Below are 17,158 nucleotides of genomic sequence, written 5' to 3'. Positions count from 1 at the left end.
TCATGACGGACGCTGAAGTGCGCGTGGTCGATGCAGACCGGCCGCGCTCGACGGACCGCAGCTTGGTGCAAGTGGCGGTCGGTGTGTTGATGCGCGGTGACGATGCCTTCTTGCTCACCAGCCGTCCCGAAGGTAAAGCCTACGCAGGCTTCTGGGAGTTTCCTGGTGGCAAGCTCGAGGCTGGCGAGACGGTTGAGCAAGCTTTGCGCCGCGAACTACAAGAAGAAATTGGAATCACCATTCACGATTGCACCCTGTGGAAGACCGAGCGCATCGATTACCCCCATGCCTTGGTGCAACTGAACTTTTGCAAAGTGACGCAGTGGTCGGGTGAGTTGCAAATGTTGGAGTCGCAGTCGTTTGCTTGGCAACAGTTGCCGGTGGCTGTGACGCCTGTCTTGCCCGGTACGGTGCCCGTGTTGCAGTGGTTTGCGCAAGAGCGCGCATTTGTGGGCGAGACGCATAGCGTCTGAGATATCGCGTTGTTTATTGCAGCGGTGTGTTTTCGAAGTCGGCGTCGTCTTGCGGCGTTTGATCGGGCAAGCGGTGTTCTTCGTTGGCCCAAGCGCCTAGGTCAATGTTGCGGCAGCGTTCGCCGCAAAAGGGGCGATACACATTGGCTGCTTCGTAGCGACTAGGCCCACCGCACTGCGGGCAAACAACGATGCGAACCTCAGCGTCACTCATGGCTTAAACGCAAAGAGCCATTTCAAAAGGCACATCATCGGTGCTGTGCTGCAAACGGCCATCGCCGTCTTGGCGCATCATGCGCACCCAAATCATCAAACGGTTGCCGCTGATTTCAGGGATGAAGCCCAGCGCTGGGTCAATCGCCACACGCATGAGTTGGAATTTTCCTTGCGCCAGCGATTGCTGGAACTGGCCGCCCATGGCCATCATTTTTTGTGTGGTGCCTGTGTCGCGCATGAGCGAGAGCAGCAGATTCACAGAGTCTTTCATGGGCTGGAACACTTCGAACCAGCGCATGATGTCGGCACGGCGCAGGTCTGGACTTTGTTGCTGCCATGCGTGGTACGCCGGCAAATCAAAACAGCAAGTGCCACCAGGAATTGCCACACGGTTGCGCAACGCGGTGAGCCATTCGTTTTCTGTGATGTTCTGGCCAATCTTGCCAACGGCCCCGTTGAGACCGCCATAGCAATGGTCGATGTTGTCGAGCAACTGTTGCAAGGCCGTTTCAGACACCGACGGGTTGCCGCGCAAGGAGTTGAACTGTTGTTTGTGGCGCTCTAAGTCTTTGAGCACGTCTGACTTGAGGTCGGTACGTCCACCGGCTTCGACCAACTCAAACAGGGTGGTGAGCGCAAAGTGGTTGTCTACGGGGTGGTTGCGCGATGTCAGTTCTTCAAAACGCTGAAACAGGTGTTCCAGGCGCAAGTAGGTGCGCACACGTTCGTTGAAGGGATGTTCGTACAGAATCACGCGAAAAAACGAGTCAAAGTTGGACTTTTGTAATTAACAAGATCATAACCGCTTGCAAACCCCGCCTCCCCGATTAAAGAGGCTGAATAGGTAAAGCGGCGACAAGTTGATCTAAGGCTTGGAGCGACAGCGCGTCGTTGTAAATCACCCAGTCAGCCGCAGCCAGTCGTTGCTCTCGGGTGGCTTGAGCCGCTATGATTTTTTCGACCGTGTCGCGGCTGAAATTGTTGCGTGCCATGACCCGTTGAATTTGAGTTTCGACGAGGCAGTCGACCACCAGCACGCGGTCAACTTGGCTGCGCCAACGGCCAGACTCAACCAGCAGGGGGACATCAAACACAACGGTGCGGTGTCCCGCATCCAAAGCGGCTTGGGCTTGACGCTTGGTTTCGAGCGAGACCAGCGGATGGATGATGCCTTCTAAGCGTTGTTTGGCCGAAGGGTCGCTGAAGACATGGGTGCGCATGCGTTCGCGGTCGAGCGCGCCTTCGGGCGTTACAAAATCAGCGCCAAACGCCTCGGCGATGGCGGGTATGGCCAAGCCATGTGCAGCGGTGACGCTGCGCGCGATGGCGTCTGCGTCAACCAAGGCCGCGCCGCGTTTCACAAGCATGGCTGCCACACTGCTTTTGCCGCTGCCAATGCCGCCGGTGAGGCCTAAACGAAGCGTGGGGGTGACATGTGAGTGTGCAGACATGGCGCTAAGTCTATGCAAAAAATGACCAACCCAACCATGCGGCAATAGGCCCCATGCCGACAACCGCGATCAACAGGCCTGCTGCCGCTAAGAAGGGGCCAAAAGGGACGTAACCGTCGGGGTGGAGCCGATCGATGAATTTGAGTGTCAAACCAAAGATGGCGCCGCTCAAGCTGGCCAACATCAGCAAGGGAATCAAAGCCAGCGGCCCCAGCCAAGCGCCTAAGCCAGCCAGTAATTTGAAGTCGCCAGCCCCCATGCCTTGCTTGCCTGTGATGCGTTCAAACGCCGTGGCCACGCACCAAAGCACACCATAGCCCATGACAGCACCCCAAACGGATTGATCTAGGCGAAGTGGCAGCCCACCACTGGCGCTGGCGATGAGGCCACCCCACACCAACGCTTGCGTTAGATCATCGGGGAGCAGCGTGGTTTGCCAATCAATCACGGCCAAAGCCAGCAGTGTTGTTGCAAAGAGTGCCCAGCAAAGCGCCGTGACATTGAACCCCCAGTGCCATGCGCATGCAACCCACGTCAGAGCCGTGATCACTTCAAGCAGTGGATACAGCGGGTGGATGGCTTGTTGGCAAAAACCGCAGCGACCTTTCAGCCAAACAAAGCTGAGCAAAGGAATGTTGTGGTGCCATTTCAAAGGCGTGTGGCACTGCGGGCAATGTGAGGCGGGCCAGCACAAGTCGTAGCGTTGATTTGTGTGAATGGTATTGGGCTCAGCCATCACCATGCGTGGCAAACGGTGAACCGCAACATTCACAAAACTGCCAACCAAAAGTCCGAGGCCAAAGGCGATGAGCCACGTCATACCACTTGCCCCAGTTGAAAAATTGGAAGATACAAAGCCATCACCAAGCCGCCAATCAAGACACCCAGCACCACCATGATGAAGGGTTCCATGAGTGTAGACAGTCTCGCCACGGTGCTGTCGACGTCGCGTTCGTAGTAGTCGGCCGTTTTGGCGAGCATGTGATCGAGTGCGCCAGACTCTTCGCCAATGGCGCACATTTGCCCGACCATGGGTGGAAAGAGTGCCTCGGTGCTGTCCAGTGCTTTCGAGAGTGATGTGCCTCGCATCAACTGCGCTTGGATGGACCGCGTTGCAGCTTGAAACACCGCGTTGCCTGTCACGCCCTGGACCACGTCTAAGGCCTCAGTCAGTGGCACGCCTGCTGTAAATAGAGTGGCCAAGGTGCGTGTCCAGCGCGCGGTGCAGGCATGGCGTATGAGTTGGCCAGCAATCGGGATGCGCAGCAAAAAACGATCCAGGCGTGCCTGCCAAGCCACACGGTGCCTGATTTGGTGGCGCGCCCACCACGCAGCGGCGATGCCTAACGCCGCACAGGCCAAGCCATAGCGTTGAAACGTCTCACTGAGCGCAATGACCATCCGCGTGAGCCAAGGCAACTCGGCACCGAACGAGGCAAAGATGTTTTGAAAAGCAGGCACCACAAACACCAAGATCAGTGCGAGGACCGTGAGCGCAATCACCAGAATTGCGGCGGGATAGACCAACGCTGAGCGGACCGTGGCCTGCAGCGCTTGCGTTTTTTCAAGATGGTGCGCCAACCGATCGAGCACAACATCCAGCGTGCCTGACATTTCGCCAGCCGCGACCAGATTGCAATAAAACGCATCGAACACCTGGTGTTTTCTGAAAGCTTGGTTGAGTGCAATGCCTCCTTCAATTTGGGTGTGCACATCGCGAATGAGAGTTTGAAGGTCGGAGGGGGCGAGACCTTTGCCGAGCATGTCAAAGGATTGAAGCAGCGGCACGCCTGCGTGCAGCAGCGTGGCCAACTGGCGGGTCATTTGTGTGAGCTCGTCAGTCTGAATGCGTGGTCTTCTTGTGCGCCTCAGCCAAGGTGGCAGTGTCCATTGACGTTGGATCTGGGTGGGTCGAATGCGCTGCTGACGCAACCATTCAGCCACATCGCTTGGGCTATTCGCTTGCATTTCGCCCCGCAAGCGCTGCCCTTGTCGATCGTTACCCCGCCATGCGTAGCGATGCTCAGCCATGGTTGGTGAGGGCCATGACCTCGTCCATGGTGGTGATGCCTTGCAAGACCTTCAACCATCCGGCTTGCCTTAAGGTACGCACGCCCTCCAGTGCGGCTTGCGCAGCCAAGGTTTGGGTGTCGTTGTCACGGATGATGCATGTTTGCATGGCATCACTGACAGGCATGACTTGGTAAATGCCGATGCGTCCTTTGTAGCCTTTGTCGCAGGCGTGGCAGCCGACCGCTTTGTACAGTGCGGCGTGTGCGCGTGAGTCGGCTGGAATGGCTTGGCTGTCTTGCGGCGTTAATGTGTTGAAAAAGAAGGCGGTTTGTTCTGCATCTAAAGGGCTTTTGCATTTGTCACACAAACGTCGGATCAGCCGTTGTGCTGTGATGAGGTTGACGCTCGCAGCCACGTTGAATGCCGCAATGCCCATGTGGCGCAGCCGCGCTAAGGTGCTGGGGGCGTCGTTGGTATGCAGTGTTGAGAGAACTAAATGGCCAGTTTGTGCCGCTTGAATGGCAATTTCGGCAGTTTCTAAATCGCGAATTTCACCCACCATGATCACGTCAGGATCTTGTCGCAGCAAGGCCCGAAGCGTGGTGGCAAAAGTCAATCCAGCGCGCTCATTGATATTGACTTGGTTCGCGCCAGGGAGGTGAATTTCTGACGGATCCTCAACCGTTGAGATATTGACTTCTGCCCGGTTTAATAATTCAAGGCAGCTGTAAAGAGACAAGGTTTTGCCAGAGCCCGTTGGCCCCGTCATCAAAATCAGGCCATGTGGGCGGCCTAGGGCTTGAAGTAATTTGGTGCGGTCATCTGGCTCATACCCCAACGCAGCCAGCCCCGGCCTTTCACGGGAGAAATTCAAAATTCGAACCACGATTTTCTCGCCATGCAACGTGGGCAAAGAGCTGACCCGTAAATCAATGGTTTGGTCTTTGTAGGGATACTGAATTCGGCCATCTTGCGGTACACGCTTCTCCGCAATATCCATCCGAGCCAAAACCTTGAGGCGCGAAACAACCGGATCTCGCAAACTGAGGGTAGGGGTGGCTGCGATTTGTAATTGCCCGTCAATGCGAAACCGCACGCGAAAGAAATCCTCGCCACTTTCGACATGAATGTCTGACGCAAGTTGTTCAAATGCGCGATGCAGGAGCAGATCCAGCGTTTGGACGGCAGATTGTTCCGGTATTGCGGATGGCGCGATGTGTGGGGGTGGCATCAAAATCCTTAACCAATGAATGAGGATTTTTGGCTGATGCTTCGGCCAGAAGATGGGGTTGACGTTACAAACATGTCATTTGCACCATTCCCGGGAAATACGCCAATTGGCGTATTTCAGAACACTTTAAATTTAAGTAAACTGCCTAAATCAGCATCGCTGGTAAAATCAACAACAGGAACAACACCGTGAACAAGACAGAACTCATTGAACACATCGCAGGTAAATCTGATATTTCTAAAGCTGCTGCCACACGCGCACTCGCTTCCATCATTGAGGCTGTCAAAAAGACACTCAAAAAAGGCGACACCGTGACTCTGGTTGGTTTTGGCACTTTCAGTGTGAGCAAACGTGCAGCACGCACAGGCCGTAACCCACGTACTGGCGCTGCTTTGAAAATCAAGGCCGCTAAGGTGCCACGTTTCAAGCCCGGCAAAGGTTTGAAGGATGCTTTGAATTAATATTAAATTCAAATCATTTTAATAAAAGCCCGCTTTATGCGGGCTTTTTAATTTCTCTGGTTATGTTTAGAATAACAACGTCTTTTTAAAACATATTGAATAGGAATATCTCATGGCACGTACAACTGTTGCAAATCAACTCGCCGCTATTCGTAAACAGCGCGAACTGTTGGACAAAAAAGAGCAGGCTTTGAAATCGAAGTCTCACGACAAAGTGTTGGCAAGTATTGTCGCCATGGCCAAAGACGCGGGTTTGACCGCTGACGACATTGCGAAAGCATTGAGCGCAGGCAAGGCCGCCAAGGCAGGCAAAGCCCCCAAAGCTACCAAAAAAGGCGCTTTGGCTGGTAAAAAAGTGGCACCTAAATACCGCAACCCTGCCAACCCAGAGCAAACTTGGACGGGCCGCGGCGTGTCCCCCACTTGGGTTCAGGCGTTGAAGAGTGCTGGCACCTTAGATTCAGCGCTCATCGCTCAAGCTGTTGCGGCTTAATTCACGGATTGCCGAGTTTGAACATGAGTCGTTTTAAATATGTGGCTTGTGCCTTGGCACTCATCGGTTTTGCAGCTTTGGCTAAGCCGATTGGCAACTATCCCTCGATTCATTTGAGTGAACTGCCTGACTCTTTGCGGTCTGTGTGGAAAGAGCTCAAGCCTGAAATGAATGAAATGAGCCATTGCGCTGCAGCCTTTGATAGCCATTCTGATGGTGAAAAAATGGCATTTCGCTGCTCAATTCATATCAAAATGTCTGCAGAGGGTGAACGTCGTGCGATGCGCTATTGCGAAGAAAAGCGCGCAGAAAAGGGCATCAAAATGCCCTGTAAATTGGTTGAAGAGTAAATATCTGGCGCGCTGTATTTAGCGCGCTAGATTTAATTTCTGCATGATTTGTTGGGTGGCCTGAATAATAGGCATGGCTGCCTCGGCCAATAGAGGCGCATCCGTGGATTGATGGGCCCATTGGTCAGCGCGATCGAGTATCAAATAGAAATCGTTCATATTGCCAATCTCGAACGATTCGTCTTTGGCTTTCATGATTTCGAGCAAAGTCAAATAGCCTAAGAAATACAAGGCGAACATCAAAGAGATGGACGCATTTTGTGACAGCGCATGACCATCCACAATTTCGGCAAACATCTCACGAATGGTGTCGATCGTGACAATTTCGTTGGGGTCGAATTTAAATTCTGCTTTGAAGCAATCGCAAGCGATGTCCCATTGCTGAATGCTGTCGGTGTAGGGTTTGTCTAAATCGTGCATTCGGTACCTGGGGTTTAGTTGCGGCGGTCTAGCAATTGCGCCGCCAAGGCATGCATGGCTTCGCGATACGGGCCAGTTGGCAAGATACTCAAGGCAGCAATCGCACGTTCAGCTTCAGCGCTCGCGGCCGCGCGGGTGGCGTCTAGTGCGCCGGTGCTGCGCACAATCTCGACAATTTCTGCCAAGGCATCCATTTCGCCATTTTCAATCGCGCTTTGGATGGTTTGGCGTTGCGCAGGTGTACCGCGCTGCATGGCAATGATGAGCGGTAAGGTGTTTTTACCTTCGCGCAAATCGTCGCCTAAGTTTTTGCCCAGTTCTTTGGCATCACCGTCGTAGTCGAGCACGTCGTCAATCACTTGGAAGGCCGTGCCCAAGGCTTGGCCGTAGTCGGCGCAGGCTGCTTCAACGTCAGGTGAGCTTTTGGCCAAAATGGCGGCCAAGCGTGTGCTGGCTTCAAAGAGTTTGGCAGTTTTGGAGCGAATCACGCGCAAATAACCGGCTTCGTCCAGCGAGGCGTCGTGCATGTTCATCAACTGAAGAACTTCGCCTTCAGCAATCACGTTGGTGGCTTCGGCCAGCACTTCCATGACGCGCATTTCGCCGGAATCCACCATCATTTGGAAGGCGCGGGAATATAAGAAGTCGCCCACCAGCACGCTGGCTGGGTTGCCAAACGATTCGTTGGCCGTGGGGCGGCCACGGCGCAGGGTGGATTCGTCCACCACATCGTCATGCAGCAAGGTGGCCGTGTGGATGAATTCCACCACGGCTGCCAAGTTGTGGCGCTGCGCATCGGTGTATCCCAAAGCGCCGGCCATGAGCAGCAATAACGCTGGGCGAATTCGCTTGCCGCCCGCGGAGATGATGTACTGCGACACGGTGCCCACCAGCGGCACGCCCGAGTCCAGGCGTTGCGCAATGACGCGGTCAACTTCTGCCATATCGGCAGCGATCAGGGCTAAGGCGTTGGAAGGTGTGGTGGACAAAGCGTGACTAGAAAAAATGGGGACAAAAGCGTTGAAACGCCGCTGGATTATAGGGACGAGCAAACCAAATCAATCACTGCTATAATTTCGGGCTCTGCGGAAATCCGTCCGTAGATATCCACATAGATTCTTATCTAGAGGTCTCACATGTACGCGGTCATAAAAACCGGTGGCAAACAGTATCGTGTTGCTGCTGGCGAAAAAATTAAAGTAGAACAGATTGCTGCGGACGTAGGCCAAGAGATTGTGATCGATCAAGTTTTGGCAGTCGGCAACGGCGCTGAACTCAAGGTCGGCACACCCTTGGTGTCCGGTGCAACTGTCACAGTGACAGTTTTGTCTCATGGCAAACACGACAAAGTTCGCATTTTCAAAATGCGTCGTCGTAAGCATTACCAAAAACGCCAAGGGCATCGTCAGCAATTCACAGAATTGCAGATTGCTTCCATCAACGGCTAAGGAGCATTTGACATGGCACAGAAAAAAGGCGGCGGCTCTACGCGAAACGGGCGCGATTCCAAGCCCAAAATGCTCGGTGTGAAAGCCTTCGGCGGTGAGTTGATCTCTGCTGGCTCTATCATCGTGCGCCAACGTGGTACCAAGTTCCACCCCGGCGTGAACGTCGGCGTGGGCAAAGACCACACTTTGTTCGCATTGGTTGACGGTCACGTCTCGTTCGGCGTTAAAGGCGCTTTGAACAAGCACATGGTCAACATCACACCCGTTTGATTTTTTCAAACTGATTTGTGACAAAGCCCCGACTTGTCGGGGCTTTACTTTTTACACTAGACCCATGAAATTCGTAGACGAAGCCTATATCGACATCGCCGCTGGTGATGGGGGGAACGGCTGCGTCTCCTTCCGTCATGAGAAGTACAAAGAGTTCGGCGGCCCCAACGGTGGCGACGGCGGGCGCGGCGGCCATGTGTTCGCCGTGGCTGACCCCAACCTCAACACCTTGGTTGACTTCCGTTACTCACGCCGCCACGAGGCCAAGCGCGGCCAACACGGCATGGGCTCCGACATGTTCGGCCATGCAGGCGACGACATCACCTTGAAAATGCCCGTGGGCACCATCATCACCGACGTCGAAACTGGCGACGTGTTGTTTGAGTTGCTCACCCCAGGCGAAGTCATCACCATCGCCAAGGGCGGTGACGGTGGCTTTGGCAACATGCGCTTCAAGAGCGCGATCAACCGTGCGCCCCGTCAAAAAACACCAGGCTGGCCTGGTGAAAAACGCGAACTCAAACTTGAGTTGAAGGTGTTGGCCGACGTCGGTTTGCTGGGCATGCCCAATGCGGGCAAGTCCACGTTGATTTCCGCCATCTCCAATGCGCGTCCCAAAATTGCCGATTACCCCTTCACCACCTTGCACCCAAATTTGGGTGTGGTGCGCGTGGCCGCCGAGCAAAGCTTTGTGGTCGCCGACGTGCCCGGCTTGATCGAAGGTGCGTCTGACGGTGCAGGCTTGGGCCATCAGTTCTTGCGCCACTTGCAGCGCACACGTTTGTTGCTGCATCTTGTGGACATTGCACCGTTCGATGAAGGCGTGGACCCCGTGGCGCAGGCCAAGGCCATCGTCAACGAACTCAAAAAATATGACAAGGCCTTGTACGACAAGCCGCGTTGGATTGTGCTCAACAAGCTCGACATGGTGCCCGCAGACGAACGCGAAGCCTTGGTGGCTGATTTCGTCAAGCGCATGAAGTACAAAGGTCCGGTGTTCCAAATCTCGGCGCTCACGCGCGAGGGTTGCGAACATCTGATCAAAGACATCTACAAACACATCAAAGCGCAACAGGTGGCTGAGCAGCCGCCCGAGTATGTTGACCCCCGCTTTGTTGAGCCCACGCCTGAATAAGCTGCTGCCATGACGCTTTCGACTTCCACCGTGTTGCGCGATGCACGACGCATCGTGGTCAAGGTCGGCTCTAGCTTGGTCACCAACGAAGGCCGTGGCTTAGACGAAGAGGCCATTGGCGAGTGGTGTCGCCAGCTCGGTGCCTTGGTGCGCGATGGCCGTGAAGTCATCATGGTGTCCAGCGGCGCCATTGCCGAAGGCATGAAACGCTTGGGCTGGACAACCCGCCCGCAAGAGCTGCACGAGCTGCAAGCCGCCGCCGCGGTGGGCCAAATGGGCTTGGCCCACATGTACGAAACCAAGCTGCGCGAAAACGGTTTGGGCTCGGCCCAAGTGCTGCTCACGCATGCCGACCTCGCTGACCGCGAGCGTTATCTCAACGCCCGTTCCACCTTGTTGACCCTGCTCACGCACGGCGTGCTGCCTGTCATCAACGAGAACGACACGGTGGTCAACGATGAAATCAAGTTTGGCGACAACGACACCTTGGGTGCCTTGGTGGCCAACTTGGTCGAGGCCGATGCCCTGATCATCTTGACCGACCAAAAAGGTTTGTACACCGCTGACCCGCGTCGCGACCCAACAGCTACCTTTGTGCATGAGGCGCGCGCAGGCGATGCCAAACTCGAAGAGATGGCGGGCGGCGCAGGCTCAAGCATCGGCAAGGGCGGCATGATCACCAAAATCTTAGCGGCCAAACGTGCCGCAGGTTCGGGTGCCTCCACCGTCATTGCATGGGGCCGTGAGCCAGATGCTTTGGTGCGTTTGACGCAAGGCGAAGCCATTGGCACCTTGTTGGTGGCGCAAACCCAAAAGCAACAAGCCCGCAAGCAATGGATGGCCGATCACCTGCAACTGCGTGGCTCCGTCACCATCGACGATGGCGCGGTGAATAAGCTTAAGTCCGATGGTTCAAGCCTCTTGCCCATCGGCATGACAGGTGTGGACGGTGATTTTTCACGCGGCGAAGTGATTGCGATTCTGGACAGCCAAGGCCAAGAAATTGCTCGTGGCTTGGCCAACTATGCGGCTGCTGAAGCGCGTTTGCTGTGTCGCAAGCCTTCAGGAAAAATGACAGAGCTACTCGGCTACGCCGCTGAGCCAGAGATGGTGCACCGCGACAACTTGGTGCTCTCCAAATAACAAAAAGCCCACCGAAGTGGGCTTTTTTTATGAACCTTCGCGCTGTCGCAAACCTGCTTGTGGGTCAGGGTCAAACGTGGCGCCTGGTGGCAACTCCATGTTCATGACGGCACCAAATTGCTTGGGCATACCGCTGTTTTCTTGTGCGGGGTGATGGCCAGTGCGCAAATGGCGGTTGCGGTTGTCTTGGCGCGGCAAAAAGCGCGACAGCTCAGTCAGCGCCATTTCATACACGCCGCGCTTGAACTCGACCACCACGTCCAGTGGCACCCAGTAGTCATTCCAACGCCAAGCGTCAAACTCTGGATGGTCGGTGGCACGTAAATTCAAATGGTGGTCAGGCGCGACCATCTGCAGCAAAAACCAAATTTGCTTTTGGCCTTTGTAAAAACCGCGCGCATCGCGGCGGATGAACCGGTCTGGCACCTCATAGCGCAACCAATCACGGGTACGGGCAACAATGCGCACATGCTCTTGCTTGAGCCCCACCTCTTCGTGCAGTTCACGGATCATGGCTTGCTCGGGAGTCTCTCCTCGATCAATGCCACCTTGTGGGAACTGCCAGCTGTGGGTGCGAATGCGCTTGCCCCAAAAAACCTGATTTTTCTGGTTGAGCAAGATGATGCCGACGTTGGGTCTGAACCCTTCTCGGTCAAGCATAATCAAACCTCAAATTTTTAAACTGAGTCGATTATGCACAGAGCTGCACCAGTTCACTCAAAATTTGACGTAATTCCCTACTAAATTGACGATTCGATTGCACGCATGAAAGCCTCCCAGTTTCTCATTTCCACCCTCAAAGACGCCCCCGCTGACGCCGAAGTGGTCAGCCACAAATTGATGATGCGCGCGGGCCTGATCAAAAAGCTCGGCGCTGGCATTTACAACTACATGCCCATGGGCTTACGCGTGATTCGCAAAGTCGAAGCCATCGTGCGCGAAGAGATGAACAAAGCGGGCGCCATTGAGCTCACCATGCCCGTGGTGCAACCTGCTGAGCTGTGGCAAGAAACCGGTCGATTCGACAAGATGGGCCCAGAACTCTTGCGCATCAAAGACCGCCATGGCCGCGACTTTGTGGTGCAACCCACCAGCGAAGAAGTGGTGACCGACATCGCCCGTCAAGAAATTCGCAGCTACAAACAGCTGCCTAAAAATTTCTACCAAATTCAAACCAAATTCCGTGACGAGCGCCGCCCACGCTTTGGTTTGATGCGCGGCCGCGAATTCATCATGAAAGACGCGTACAGCTTTGACCGTGACCAAGTTTCGGCCAAGCAAAGCTACCAAGTCATGGCTGACGCTTACCGCAAGATTTTTGACCGCTTCGGCTTGACCTACCGTGCCGTGGCTGCGGACAGCGGCGCCATTGGCGGCGACTTGAGCGAAGAGTTCCAAGTGATTGCCGCCACCGGCGAAGACGCCATCGTCTATTGCCCCACCAGCACTTACGCCGCCAACATGGAAAAGGCCGAGGCCTTGGCGCCCACGCAAACGCGCGGTGCAGCCACGCAGGCTTTGACCAAAACTGCCACACCTGGCAAAAGCACTTGCGAAGACGTGGCTACTTTGTTGAACGTGCCGCTGAACACCACCGTCAAATCATTGGTGTTGGCCACCGACACCCTCAACGACAAAGGCGAAGTCGTTAAGTCACAAGTGTGGCTCTTGCTCTTGCGCGGCGACCACGACATGAACGAAGTCAAAGTGGGCAAGTTGCCTGGCTTTGAAGGTGGCTTCCGTTTCGCCACAACGCAGGAAATCGACGACCACTTCGGTTGCAAGCCCGGCTACCTCGGTCCCGTCAACTTGAAGCAGCCTTTGAAGATCGTGGCAGACCGCGATGTGGCGGTGATGGCCGATTGGATTTGCGGTGCTAACGAAGTCGACTTCCACATGACGGGCGTCAACTTTGGCCGCGATGTGGCTGAGCCTGATTTGGTGGCCGACATTCGCAACGTGGTGGCCGGTGACGCCTCGCCAGACGGCCAGGGTGTGCTGGCGATTGAGCGCGGCATCGAAGTGGGCCATGTGTTCTACCTCGGCACCAAATACAGCCAAGCCATGAACGCCACGTTCTTGGACGTGAACGGCAAACCGCAATTCATGGAAATGGGTTGCTACGGTATTGGTGTGACGCGCTTGCCCGCCGCCGCCATCGAACAAAACCACGACGAGCGCGGCATGATTTGGCCTGATGCCATCGCACCATTCACCGTGGTGATTTGCCCCGTCAACATGGACCGCAGCGAAGACGTCAAAGCCGCTGCCTTCAAGCTCTACGAAGACTTGTTGGCCTTGGGCGTGGACGTCATCTTGGACGACCGTGGCGAGCGCCCCGGCGCGATGTTTGCCGACTGGGAATTGATCGGCGTTCCCCACCGCGTGACCATTGGCGACAAAGGCCTCAAAGACGGCGTGGTCGAGTACCAAAATCGCCGCGACAGCGAATCCACCAAAGTGGCCGTGGCCGAGGTGTTGGCGCATGTGAAGGCCAAGCTCGGTTTGTGATGCAGCAGCGTGCTTGCGCCCGTTCAGGCCAGACAGGCATGGCGGGTGTTGAGCACCTGATACGCAATACATGCCGCTTGCTTTGGCGCTTTGGGCGACAGAGTACGGCGGCTTTTTTTCTGTGCGTCTTATGCCTCCCCTTGGCGAATGCCGGCAACCAGCGTGAAGAGCCCTTGATCGATTCGGTGCGCACCGCGCTCAGCGCGGCGGTGCATCAGTCAGGTCCTCCGGTATTAGTTCATGCCGATGTGAAGGCGCTCAACGCCTTTCAGCAATGGCTCACGCAAACCGAAGCACGTTTAGAAAAACAGTTGCAACGTCGCAAAGCCAGCCCTGCACAAGCCAATCTAGCCATCGCTGCGGCCACGCCAAACGGCACACCTGATGTACTGGCGCATGAACTGGCCAATCCGCATTTGCGCCGCGAGTTTTTGCAAACCGTTTGGTACGAAAGCCAGCGTGCCGGCTTAGAGCCCTCGCTGGTGTTGGGCCTCATTCAAGTGGAAAGTGGTTTTCGCAAATTTGCCATCAGCAGTGCAGGGGCGCGGGGCTTTATGCAAGTCATGCCGTTTTGGACGCGTGTGCTGGCCGAGGGCGATGCCAGTGTGTTGTTTCAAGCGCAAACCAATTTGCGCTTTGGTTGCGTCATCTTGCGGCACTACATGAACGTTGAGAACGGAGATTTATTTTTGGCGCTAGGCCGTTACAACGGCAGTCGGGGCCAAGCGCAATATCCAAATGCTGTGTTGGCAGCGCAAAAGGGGTGGCAATGAAAGTATGGTTTTTCGTCTTGGCAGCGGCGCTGCTGACAGGCTGCGCCACCAAAGCCTATCGCGCTGTTGAGGCCGAGTGCGCGCCACAAGCTTTGGCGGATTACCCTGAGAACAAAGTGCAAGTGGTGCAAACACGTCAACGCGTGATTCATGTGTCAACAGGGATGCGCAGTTGTTTTAGCACGCGCGACGGCGCACACACCAACACCATTTGCAACGACATCACGCGGCCCGAATACATTCCCTACCAAGAAACTGTCGTGATTGACCAAAACGAAGCCGTTCGCAAAATGGCCATTGAGTCGTGCGCTGCCAATTTGTGTTTGCAACGCTACGGCAACGCCAAATGTAAAACTGAGCAACTGTTGGTGCCGGTGCAATAAAAAAGCCCGCTGCAGCGGGCTTTGGTGATTAACCGTTGATGACTTTTTGCAACTCACCCGACTCATACATTTCCATCATGATGTCGGAGCCACCAATGAATTCGCCCTTGATGTAGAGCTGTGGGATGGTGGGCCAGTTGCTGTATTCCTTGATGCCTTGACGAATTTCGGCGTCATCCAGCACGTTCACGGTTTTGATGGCTTTGGGGTCGACGCCGCAAGCTTTGAGCACTTGCACCGCACGGCCCGAAAAACCACACATGGGGAAGCTTGCGCTGCCCTTCATGAACAGCAACACCTCGTTGCCTTTTACGAGTTCATCAATGCGTTGTTGTGCGTCGCTCATAGGTTCTCTCCAAATCAAAAGTTAATTATTTCACTGTTGGCCATTGTCCACCCGAGCAGCGCAAGATGCCCGCAAGGTCAGGACGGCTTTGTACGTTCACAAACCCTTGGTTGCCCAGCAAGGTTTGCACGGCATGGGCTTGGTCGTAGCCGTGTTCCAGCAACAGCCAGCCATTGGGTTTGAGGTGTTGTGTGGCTTGGCGCACGATGGTGCGGATGTCGTCCAGTCCGTCCACGCCAGAAGCCAGCGCAGACAAAGGCTCGTGTTTCAACGCAGCCAAATGTGCATCATCGCTGGCCACATAGGGCGGGTTGGACACGATGGCGTCGAAGGTGTGCCCGTTCAAGGGGGCTAGCCACGAGCCGTGGTGAAAATCCACAGGCAGCGCCAAACGTTTGGCATTGGCACTGGCCACAGCCAAAGCATCGGCACTGGCGTCTACTGCACACACTTGGGCATCAGGCCGCGAATGTTTGAGCGCCAAGGCAATCGCGCCACTGCCGGTGCCAAGGTCCACCACGTCGGGCGAGGGCGTGTCGGCAAGGCAGGACAAGGCCCACTCCACCAAAGTTTCGGTGTCTGCGCGTGGGTCGAGCACGCGGTGGTCCACGTGCAGTGTCAACCCGAAAAACTCTTTCTCGCCGGTGATGTAGGCCACGGGTTCGGTGTTCAGGCGGCGTTGTGTGTTGGTCGCGAAGGTGGCTTGCACAGTCGCATCTAGCGCGTCATCACCGTGCGCCAACAACCAAGCGCGGTCATGCGGTGCGCGGCCCAAGGCGTGCAACAGCAGCACTTGGGCTTCTAGGCGTGGCAGGCCCAAGGTTTGTGCCCAGGCTGCAGCTTGCACGACAGTCTGCATGGCTTGTGCTTCTGATGTGTTTGCTCCAGTGGTCGACACGACAGGCAAACCGCTGGGCTGCATCGCGCTCATGTGTTGCCTTCCAGCGCGGCCAGTTGTTCGGCTTCGTGCGCATGCTTCAACGCTTCCATCGCTTCGCTCAAATCACCTTCCATGATGAAGTTGAGTTTGTACAGCGTGAGGTTGATGCGGTGGTCAGTCCAACGCCCTTGCGGGAAGTTGTAGGTCCGGATGCGGTCGCTGCGGTCGCCACTGCCAATCAAGCCTTTGCGCATGGCGGCGTCTTTGGCGGCGCGCTCTGAGCGGTCTTTTTCTTGGATGCGAGCCGTCAGCACTTTCAACGCTTGGGCTTTGTTGCTGTGTTGGCTTCGGCCGTCTTGGCATTCGGCCACGATGCCTGTGGGCAAGTGGGTGATGCGCACGGCAGAGTCGGTCTTGTTGATGTGCTGACCACCCGCACCGCTGGCGCGGTAGGTGTCGATGCGCAAATCGGATGGGTTGATTTTGATGGCCTCGGCTTCGTCTGGCTCAGGCAGCACCGCCACCGTGCAAGCGCTGGTGTGGATGCGGCCTTGGGTTTCGGTGGCTGGCACGCGCTGCACGCGGTGGCCACCCGATTCAAATTTGAGCCAGCCATACACGCCGTCGCCGCTAGAGCCACCGTCCATGCGCACCACCACTTCTTTGTAGCCACCCAGCTCGCTTTGTGATTCGCTCACGATTTCGGTGCGCCAGCCTTTGCGCTCGGCGTAGCGCATGTACATGCGCAGCAAATCGGCGGCAAACAAAGCAGACTCGTCGCCGCCCGTGCCCGCGCGAATTTCGATGAACGCAGGGCGTGCATCGTCGGGGTCTTTGGGCAGCAACATGCGTTGCAGCTCGGCTTCGAGTTGCAAGAGTTCGGCTTGGGCGCTGGCAATTTCTTCTTCAGCCATGGCGCGCATGTCGGCGTCATCGCCACCGTCTTGCAACATCTGCTGCGCGGCTTGCAAATCGGCTTCGCGTTGTTGGTAGCGCGCGTAGCGGCCTGCGGTGGCCGTCACGTCGGTGTGTTCGCGTGACAAAGCCAAGAACTGTGTCATGTCTTTCATGATGTCTTCGCGAGACAGCAAGAAATCGAGTTCATGCAAACGTTGGGTGTGGCGCGCAAGCTGAGCGCGCAGAAAGTCTTTCATGGGGTCA

23 protein-coding genes are annotated in these 17,158 nt (G+C 55.7%); 11 read left to right on the top strand and 12 right to left on the bottom strand.

Annotated features, from left to right (window positions below; all coding sequences use genetic code 11):
* Positions 1 to 2: 2 nt before the first annotated feature.
* Positions 3 to 473: an NUDIX domain-containing protein gene (locus QMG15_RS11100; protein WP_281788650.1), complete on the top strand. Its 471-nt coding sequence runs from the start codon at positions 3 to 5 to the stop codon at positions 471 to 473.
* 13 nt (positions 474 to 486) lie between these two features.
* On the opposite strand, the gene QMG15_RS11095 is transcribed toward QMG15_RS11100, so the two are convergent.
* The 6 genes from QMG15_RS11095 to QMG15_RS11070 form a co-directional block, all read right to left on the bottom strand.
* Positions 487 to 687 (bottom strand): DNA gyrase inhibitor YacG, encoded by a 201-nt coding sequence (locus tag QMG15_RS11095; RefSeq protein ID WP_108358298.1) that lies wholly within the window; start codon positions 685 to 687, stop codon positions 487 to 489.
* 3 nt (positions 688 to 690) lie between these two features.
* Positions 691 to 1,443 carry a cell division protein ZapD gene (zapD, locus tag QMG15_RS11090; RefSeq protein ID WP_108358297.1) on the bottom strand — a complete coding sequence of 251 codons (753 nt, stop codon included), beginning with the start codon at positions 1,441 to 1,443 and terminating at the stop codon, positions 691 to 693.
* A 73-nt stretch (positions 1,444 to 1,516) separates the two neighbouring features.
* Positions 1,517 to 2,140 (bottom strand): dephospho-CoA kinase, encoded by a 624-nt coding sequence (gene coaE, locus QMG15_RS11085; protein WP_281788649.1) that lies wholly within the window; start codon positions 2,138 to 2,140, stop codon positions 1,517 to 1,519.
* Between the two features lie 10 nt (positions 2,141 to 2,150).
* A complete protein-coding gene (locus QMG15_RS11080; protein WP_281788648.1) occupies positions 2,151 to 2,960 on the bottom strand; it encodes an A24 family peptidase in 810 nt (269 codons plus the stop codon).
* Complete coding sequence (locus QMG15_RS11075; RefSeq protein ID WP_281788647.1) at positions 2,957 to 3,964, bottom strand: type II secretion system F family protein; 1,008 nt, start codon at positions 3,962 to 3,964, stop codon at positions 2,957 to 2,959. Before QMG15_RS11075 ends, QMG15_RS11080 begins: the two co-directional genes overlap by 4 nt.
* Positions 3,965 to 4,163: 199 nt before the next feature.
* The gene (locus QMG15_RS11070) at positions 4,164 to 5,384 is read right to left on the bottom strand and encodes an ATPase, T2SS/T4P/T4SS family (protein WP_281788646.1); all 1,221 of its coding nucleotides are present in this window, start codon (positions 5,382 to 5,384) and stop codon (positions 4,164 to 4,166) included.
* A gap of 188 nt (positions 5,385 to 5,572) precedes the next feature.
* Between QMG15_RS11070 and QMG15_RS11065 the strand changes: the two genes are divergently transcribed.
* The 3 genes from QMG15_RS11065 (at position 5,573) to QMG15_RS11055 (ending at position 6,688) form a co-directional block, all read left to right on the top strand.
* Positions 5,573 to 5,845, top strand: a complete 273-nt coding sequence (locus tag QMG15_RS11065) for an HU family DNA-binding protein (RefSeq protein WP_108358292.1) — start codon at positions 5,573 to 5,575, stop codon at positions 5,843 to 5,845.
* Between the two features lie 112 nt (positions 5,846 to 5,957).
* On the top strand, positions 5,958 to 6,338 hold the full coding sequence (locus QMG15_RS11060) for an H-NS histone family protein (RefSeq protein ID WP_281788645.1): 381 nt from the start codon (positions 5,958 to 5,960) through the stop codon (positions 6,336 to 6,338).
* 23 nt (positions 6,339 to 6,361) lie between these two features.
* Positions 6,362 to 6,688: a hypothetical protein gene (locus QMG15_RS11055; protein ID WP_281788644.1), complete on the top strand. Its 327-nt coding sequence runs from the start codon at positions 6,362 to 6,364 to the stop codon at positions 6,686 to 6,688.
* An 18-nt stretch (positions 6,689 to 6,706) separates the two neighbouring features.
* On the opposite strand, the gene QMG15_RS11050 is transcribed toward QMG15_RS11055, so the two are convergent.
* On the bottom strand, positions 6,707 to 7,108 hold the full coding sequence (locus QMG15_RS11050; protein ID WP_281788643.1) for a hypothetical protein: 402 nt from the start codon (positions 7,106 to 7,108) through the stop codon (positions 6,707 to 6,709).
* Between the two features lie 14 nt (positions 7,109 to 7,122).
* Positions 7,123 to 8,052: a polyprenyl synthetase family protein gene (locus QMG15_RS11045; protein WP_281790129.1), complete on the bottom strand. Its 930-nt coding sequence runs from the start codon at positions 8,050 to 8,052 to the stop codon at positions 7,123 to 7,125.
* 192 nt (positions 8,053 to 8,244) lie between these two features.
* On the opposite strand from QMG15_RS11045, the gene rplU reads away from it, so the two are divergent.
* The 4 genes from rplU (at position 8,245) to proB (ending at position 11,104) form a co-directional block, all read left to right on the top strand.
* Positions 8,245 to 8,556 carry a 50S ribosomal protein L21 gene (gene rplU, locus QMG15_RS11040; RefSeq protein ID WP_104796975.1) on the top strand — a complete coding sequence of 104 codons (312 nt, stop codon included), beginning with the start codon at positions 8,245 to 8,247 and terminating at the stop codon, positions 8,554 to 8,556.
* A 12-nt stretch (positions 8,557 to 8,568) separates the two neighbouring features.
* A complete protein-coding gene (gene rpmA, locus QMG15_RS11035; protein WP_104796974.1) occupies positions 8,569 to 8,826 on the top strand; it encodes a 50S ribosomal protein L27 in 258 nt (85 codons plus the stop codon).
* A gap of 64 nt (positions 8,827 to 8,890) precedes the next feature.
* The gene (gene cgtA / locus QMG15_RS11030; protein WP_108358288.1) at positions 8,891 to 9,961 is read left to right on the top strand and encodes an Obg family GTPase CgtA; all 1,071 of its coding nucleotides are present in this window, start codon (positions 8,891 to 8,893) and stop codon (positions 9,959 to 9,961) included.
* Positions 9,962 to 9,970: 9 nt separating this feature from the next.
* On the top strand, positions 9,971 to 11,104 hold the full coding sequence (proB, locus tag QMG15_RS11025) for a glutamate 5-kinase (RefSeq protein WP_281788641.1): 1,134 nt from the start codon (positions 9,971 to 9,973) through the stop codon (positions 11,102 to 11,104).
* Positions 11,105 to 11,131: 27 nt separating this feature from the next.
* On the opposite strand, the gene QMG15_RS11020 is transcribed toward proB, so the two are convergent.
* Positions 11,132 to 11,764, bottom strand: a complete 633-nt coding sequence (locus QMG15_RS11020; RefSeq protein WP_281788640.1) for an RNA pyrophosphohydrolase — start codon at positions 11,762 to 11,764, stop codon at positions 11,132 to 11,134.
* 105 nt (positions 11,765 to 11,869) lie between these two features.
* Here QMG15_RS11020 and QMG15_RS11015 point away from each other — a divergent pair, with 105 nt between their 5' ends.
* The 3 genes from QMG15_RS11015 (at position 11,870) to QMG15_RS11005 (ending at position 14,771) form a co-directional block, all read left to right on the top strand.
* Positions 11,870 to 13,615: a proline--tRNA ligase gene (locus tag QMG15_RS11015; RefSeq protein ID WP_281788639.1), complete on the top strand. Its 1,746-nt coding sequence runs from the start codon at positions 11,870 to 11,872 to the stop codon at positions 13,613 to 13,615.
* A 119-nt stretch (positions 13,616 to 13,734) separates the two neighbouring features.
* A complete protein-coding gene (locus tag QMG15_RS11010; RefSeq protein ID WP_281790128.1) occupies positions 13,735 to 14,388 on the top strand; it encodes a lytic transglycosylase domain-containing protein in 654 nt (217 codons plus the stop codon).
* Positions 14,385 to 14,771, top strand: coding sequence for a hypothetical protein (locus tag QMG15_RS11005; RefSeq protein ID WP_281788638.1), 387 nt, complete (start codon positions 14,385 to 14,387; stop codon positions 14,769 to 14,771). The genes QMG15_RS11010 and QMG15_RS11005 overlap by 4 nt, the downstream gene beginning before the upstream one ends.
* A gap of 28 nt (positions 14,772 to 14,799) precedes the next feature.
* Here QMG15_RS11005 and grxD read toward each other — a convergent pair whose 3' ends face one another.
* From grxD to prfA, 3 genes are all read right to left on the bottom strand, one after another.
* Positions 14,800 to 15,117, bottom strand: coding sequence for a Grx4 family monothiol glutaredoxin (gene grxD / locus QMG15_RS11000; RefSeq protein ID WP_108358283.1), 318 nt, complete (start codon positions 15,115 to 15,117; stop codon positions 14,800 to 14,802).
* 25 nt (positions 15,118 to 15,142) lie between these two features.
* Complete coding sequence (gene prmC, locus QMG15_RS10995; protein WP_281790127.1) at positions 15,143 to 15,976, bottom strand: peptide chain release factor N(5)-glutamine methyltransferase; 834 nt, start codon at positions 15,974 to 15,976, stop codon at positions 15,143 to 15,145.
* Between the two features lie 68 nt (positions 15,977 to 16,044).
* A complete protein-coding gene (gene prfA / locus QMG15_RS10990; protein WP_281788637.1) occupies positions 16,045 to 17,151 on the bottom strand; it encodes a peptide chain release factor 1 in 1,107 nt (368 codons plus the stop codon).
* Positions 17,152 to 17,158 lie beyond the last annotated feature (7 nt).

Origin of the sequence: Limnohabitans sp. INBF002, assembly GCF_027924905.1 — a bacterium.
In the GTDB taxonomy this organism is placed as follows: domain Bacteria; phylum Pseudomonadota; class Gammaproteobacteria; order Burkholderiales; family Burkholderiaceae_C; genus Limnohabitans.
Note: the sequence above shows the minus strand (reverse complement) of the source record. Positions and strands in the feature narration are given on the sequence as shown.

Coding starts and splice junctions, on each gene's coding strand:
- QMG15_RS11045 (WP_281790129.1), bottom strand. CDS start 8,052: ATGGCAGAAGTTGACCGCGTCATTGCGCAACGCCTGGACTCGGGCGTG.
- QMG15_RS11080 (WP_281788648.1), bottom strand. CDS start 2,960: ATGACGTGGCTCATCGCCTTTGGCCTCGGACTTTTGGTTGGCAGTTTT.
- prmC (WP_281790127.1), bottom strand. CDS start 15,976: ATGCAGACTGTCGTGCAAGCTGCAGCCTGGGCACAAACCTTGGGCCTG.
- QMG15_RS11075 (WP_281788647.1), bottom strand. CDS start 3,964: ATGACCCGCCAGTTGGCCACGCTGCTGCACGCAGGCGTGCCGCTGCTT.
- QMG15_RS11050 (WP_281788643.1), bottom strand. CDS start 7,108: ATGCACGATTTAGACAAACCCTACACCGACAGCATTCAGCAATGGGAC.
- QMG15_RS11100 (WP_281788650.1), top strand. CDS start 3: ATGACGGACGCTGAAGTGCGCGTGGTCGATGCAGACCGGCCGCGCTCG.
- QMG15_RS11070 (WP_281788646.1), bottom strand. CDS start 5,384: ATGCCACCCCCACACATCGCGCCATCCGCAATACCGGAACAATCTGCC.
- QMG15_RS11020 (WP_281788640.1), bottom strand. CDS start 11,764: ATGCTTGACCGAGAAGGGTTCAGACCCAACGTCGGCATCATCTTGCTC.
- prfA (WP_281788637.1), bottom strand. CDS start 17,151: ATGAAAGACTTTCTGCGCGCTCAGCTTGCGCGCCACACCCAACGTTTG.
- grxD (WP_108358283.1), bottom strand. CDS start 15,117: ATGAGCGACGCACAACAACGCATTGATGAACTCGTAAAAGGCAACGAG.
- QMG15_RS11055 (WP_281788644.1), top strand. CDS start 6,362: ATGAGTCGTTTTAAATATGTGGCTTGTGCCTTGGCACTCATCGGTTTT.
- proB (WP_281788641.1), top strand. CDS start 9,971: ATGACGCTTTCGACTTCCACCGTGTTGCGCGATGCACGACGCATCGTG.
- rpmA (WP_104796974.1), top strand. CDS start 8,569: ATGGCACAGAAAAAAGGCGGCGGCTCTACGCGAAACGGGCGCGATTCC.
- coaE (WP_281788649.1), bottom strand. CDS start 2,140: ATGTCTGCACACTCACATGTCACCCCCACGCTTCGTTTAGGCCTCACC.
- rplU (WP_104796975.1), top strand. CDS start 8,245: ATGTACGCGGTCATAAAAACCGGTGGCAAACAGTATCGTGTTGCTGCT.
- QMG15_RS11060 (WP_281788645.1), top strand. CDS start 5,958: ATGGCACGTACAACTGTTGCAAATCAACTCGCCGCTATTCGTAAACAG.
- QMG15_RS11095 (WP_108358298.1), bottom strand. CDS start 687: ATGAGTGACGCTGAGGTTCGCATCGTTGTTTGCCCGCAGTGCGGTGGG.
- cgtA (WP_108358288.1), top strand. CDS start 8,891: ATGAAATTCGTAGACGAAGCCTATATCGACATCGCCGCTGGTGATGGG.
- QMG15_RS11015 (WP_281788639.1), top strand. CDS start 11,870: ATGAAAGCCTCCCAGTTTCTCATTTCCACCCTCAAAGACGCCCCCGCT.
- QMG15_RS11005 (WP_281788638.1), top strand. CDS start 14,385: ATGAAAGTATGGTTTTTCGTCTTGGCAGCGGCGCTGCTGACAGGCTGC.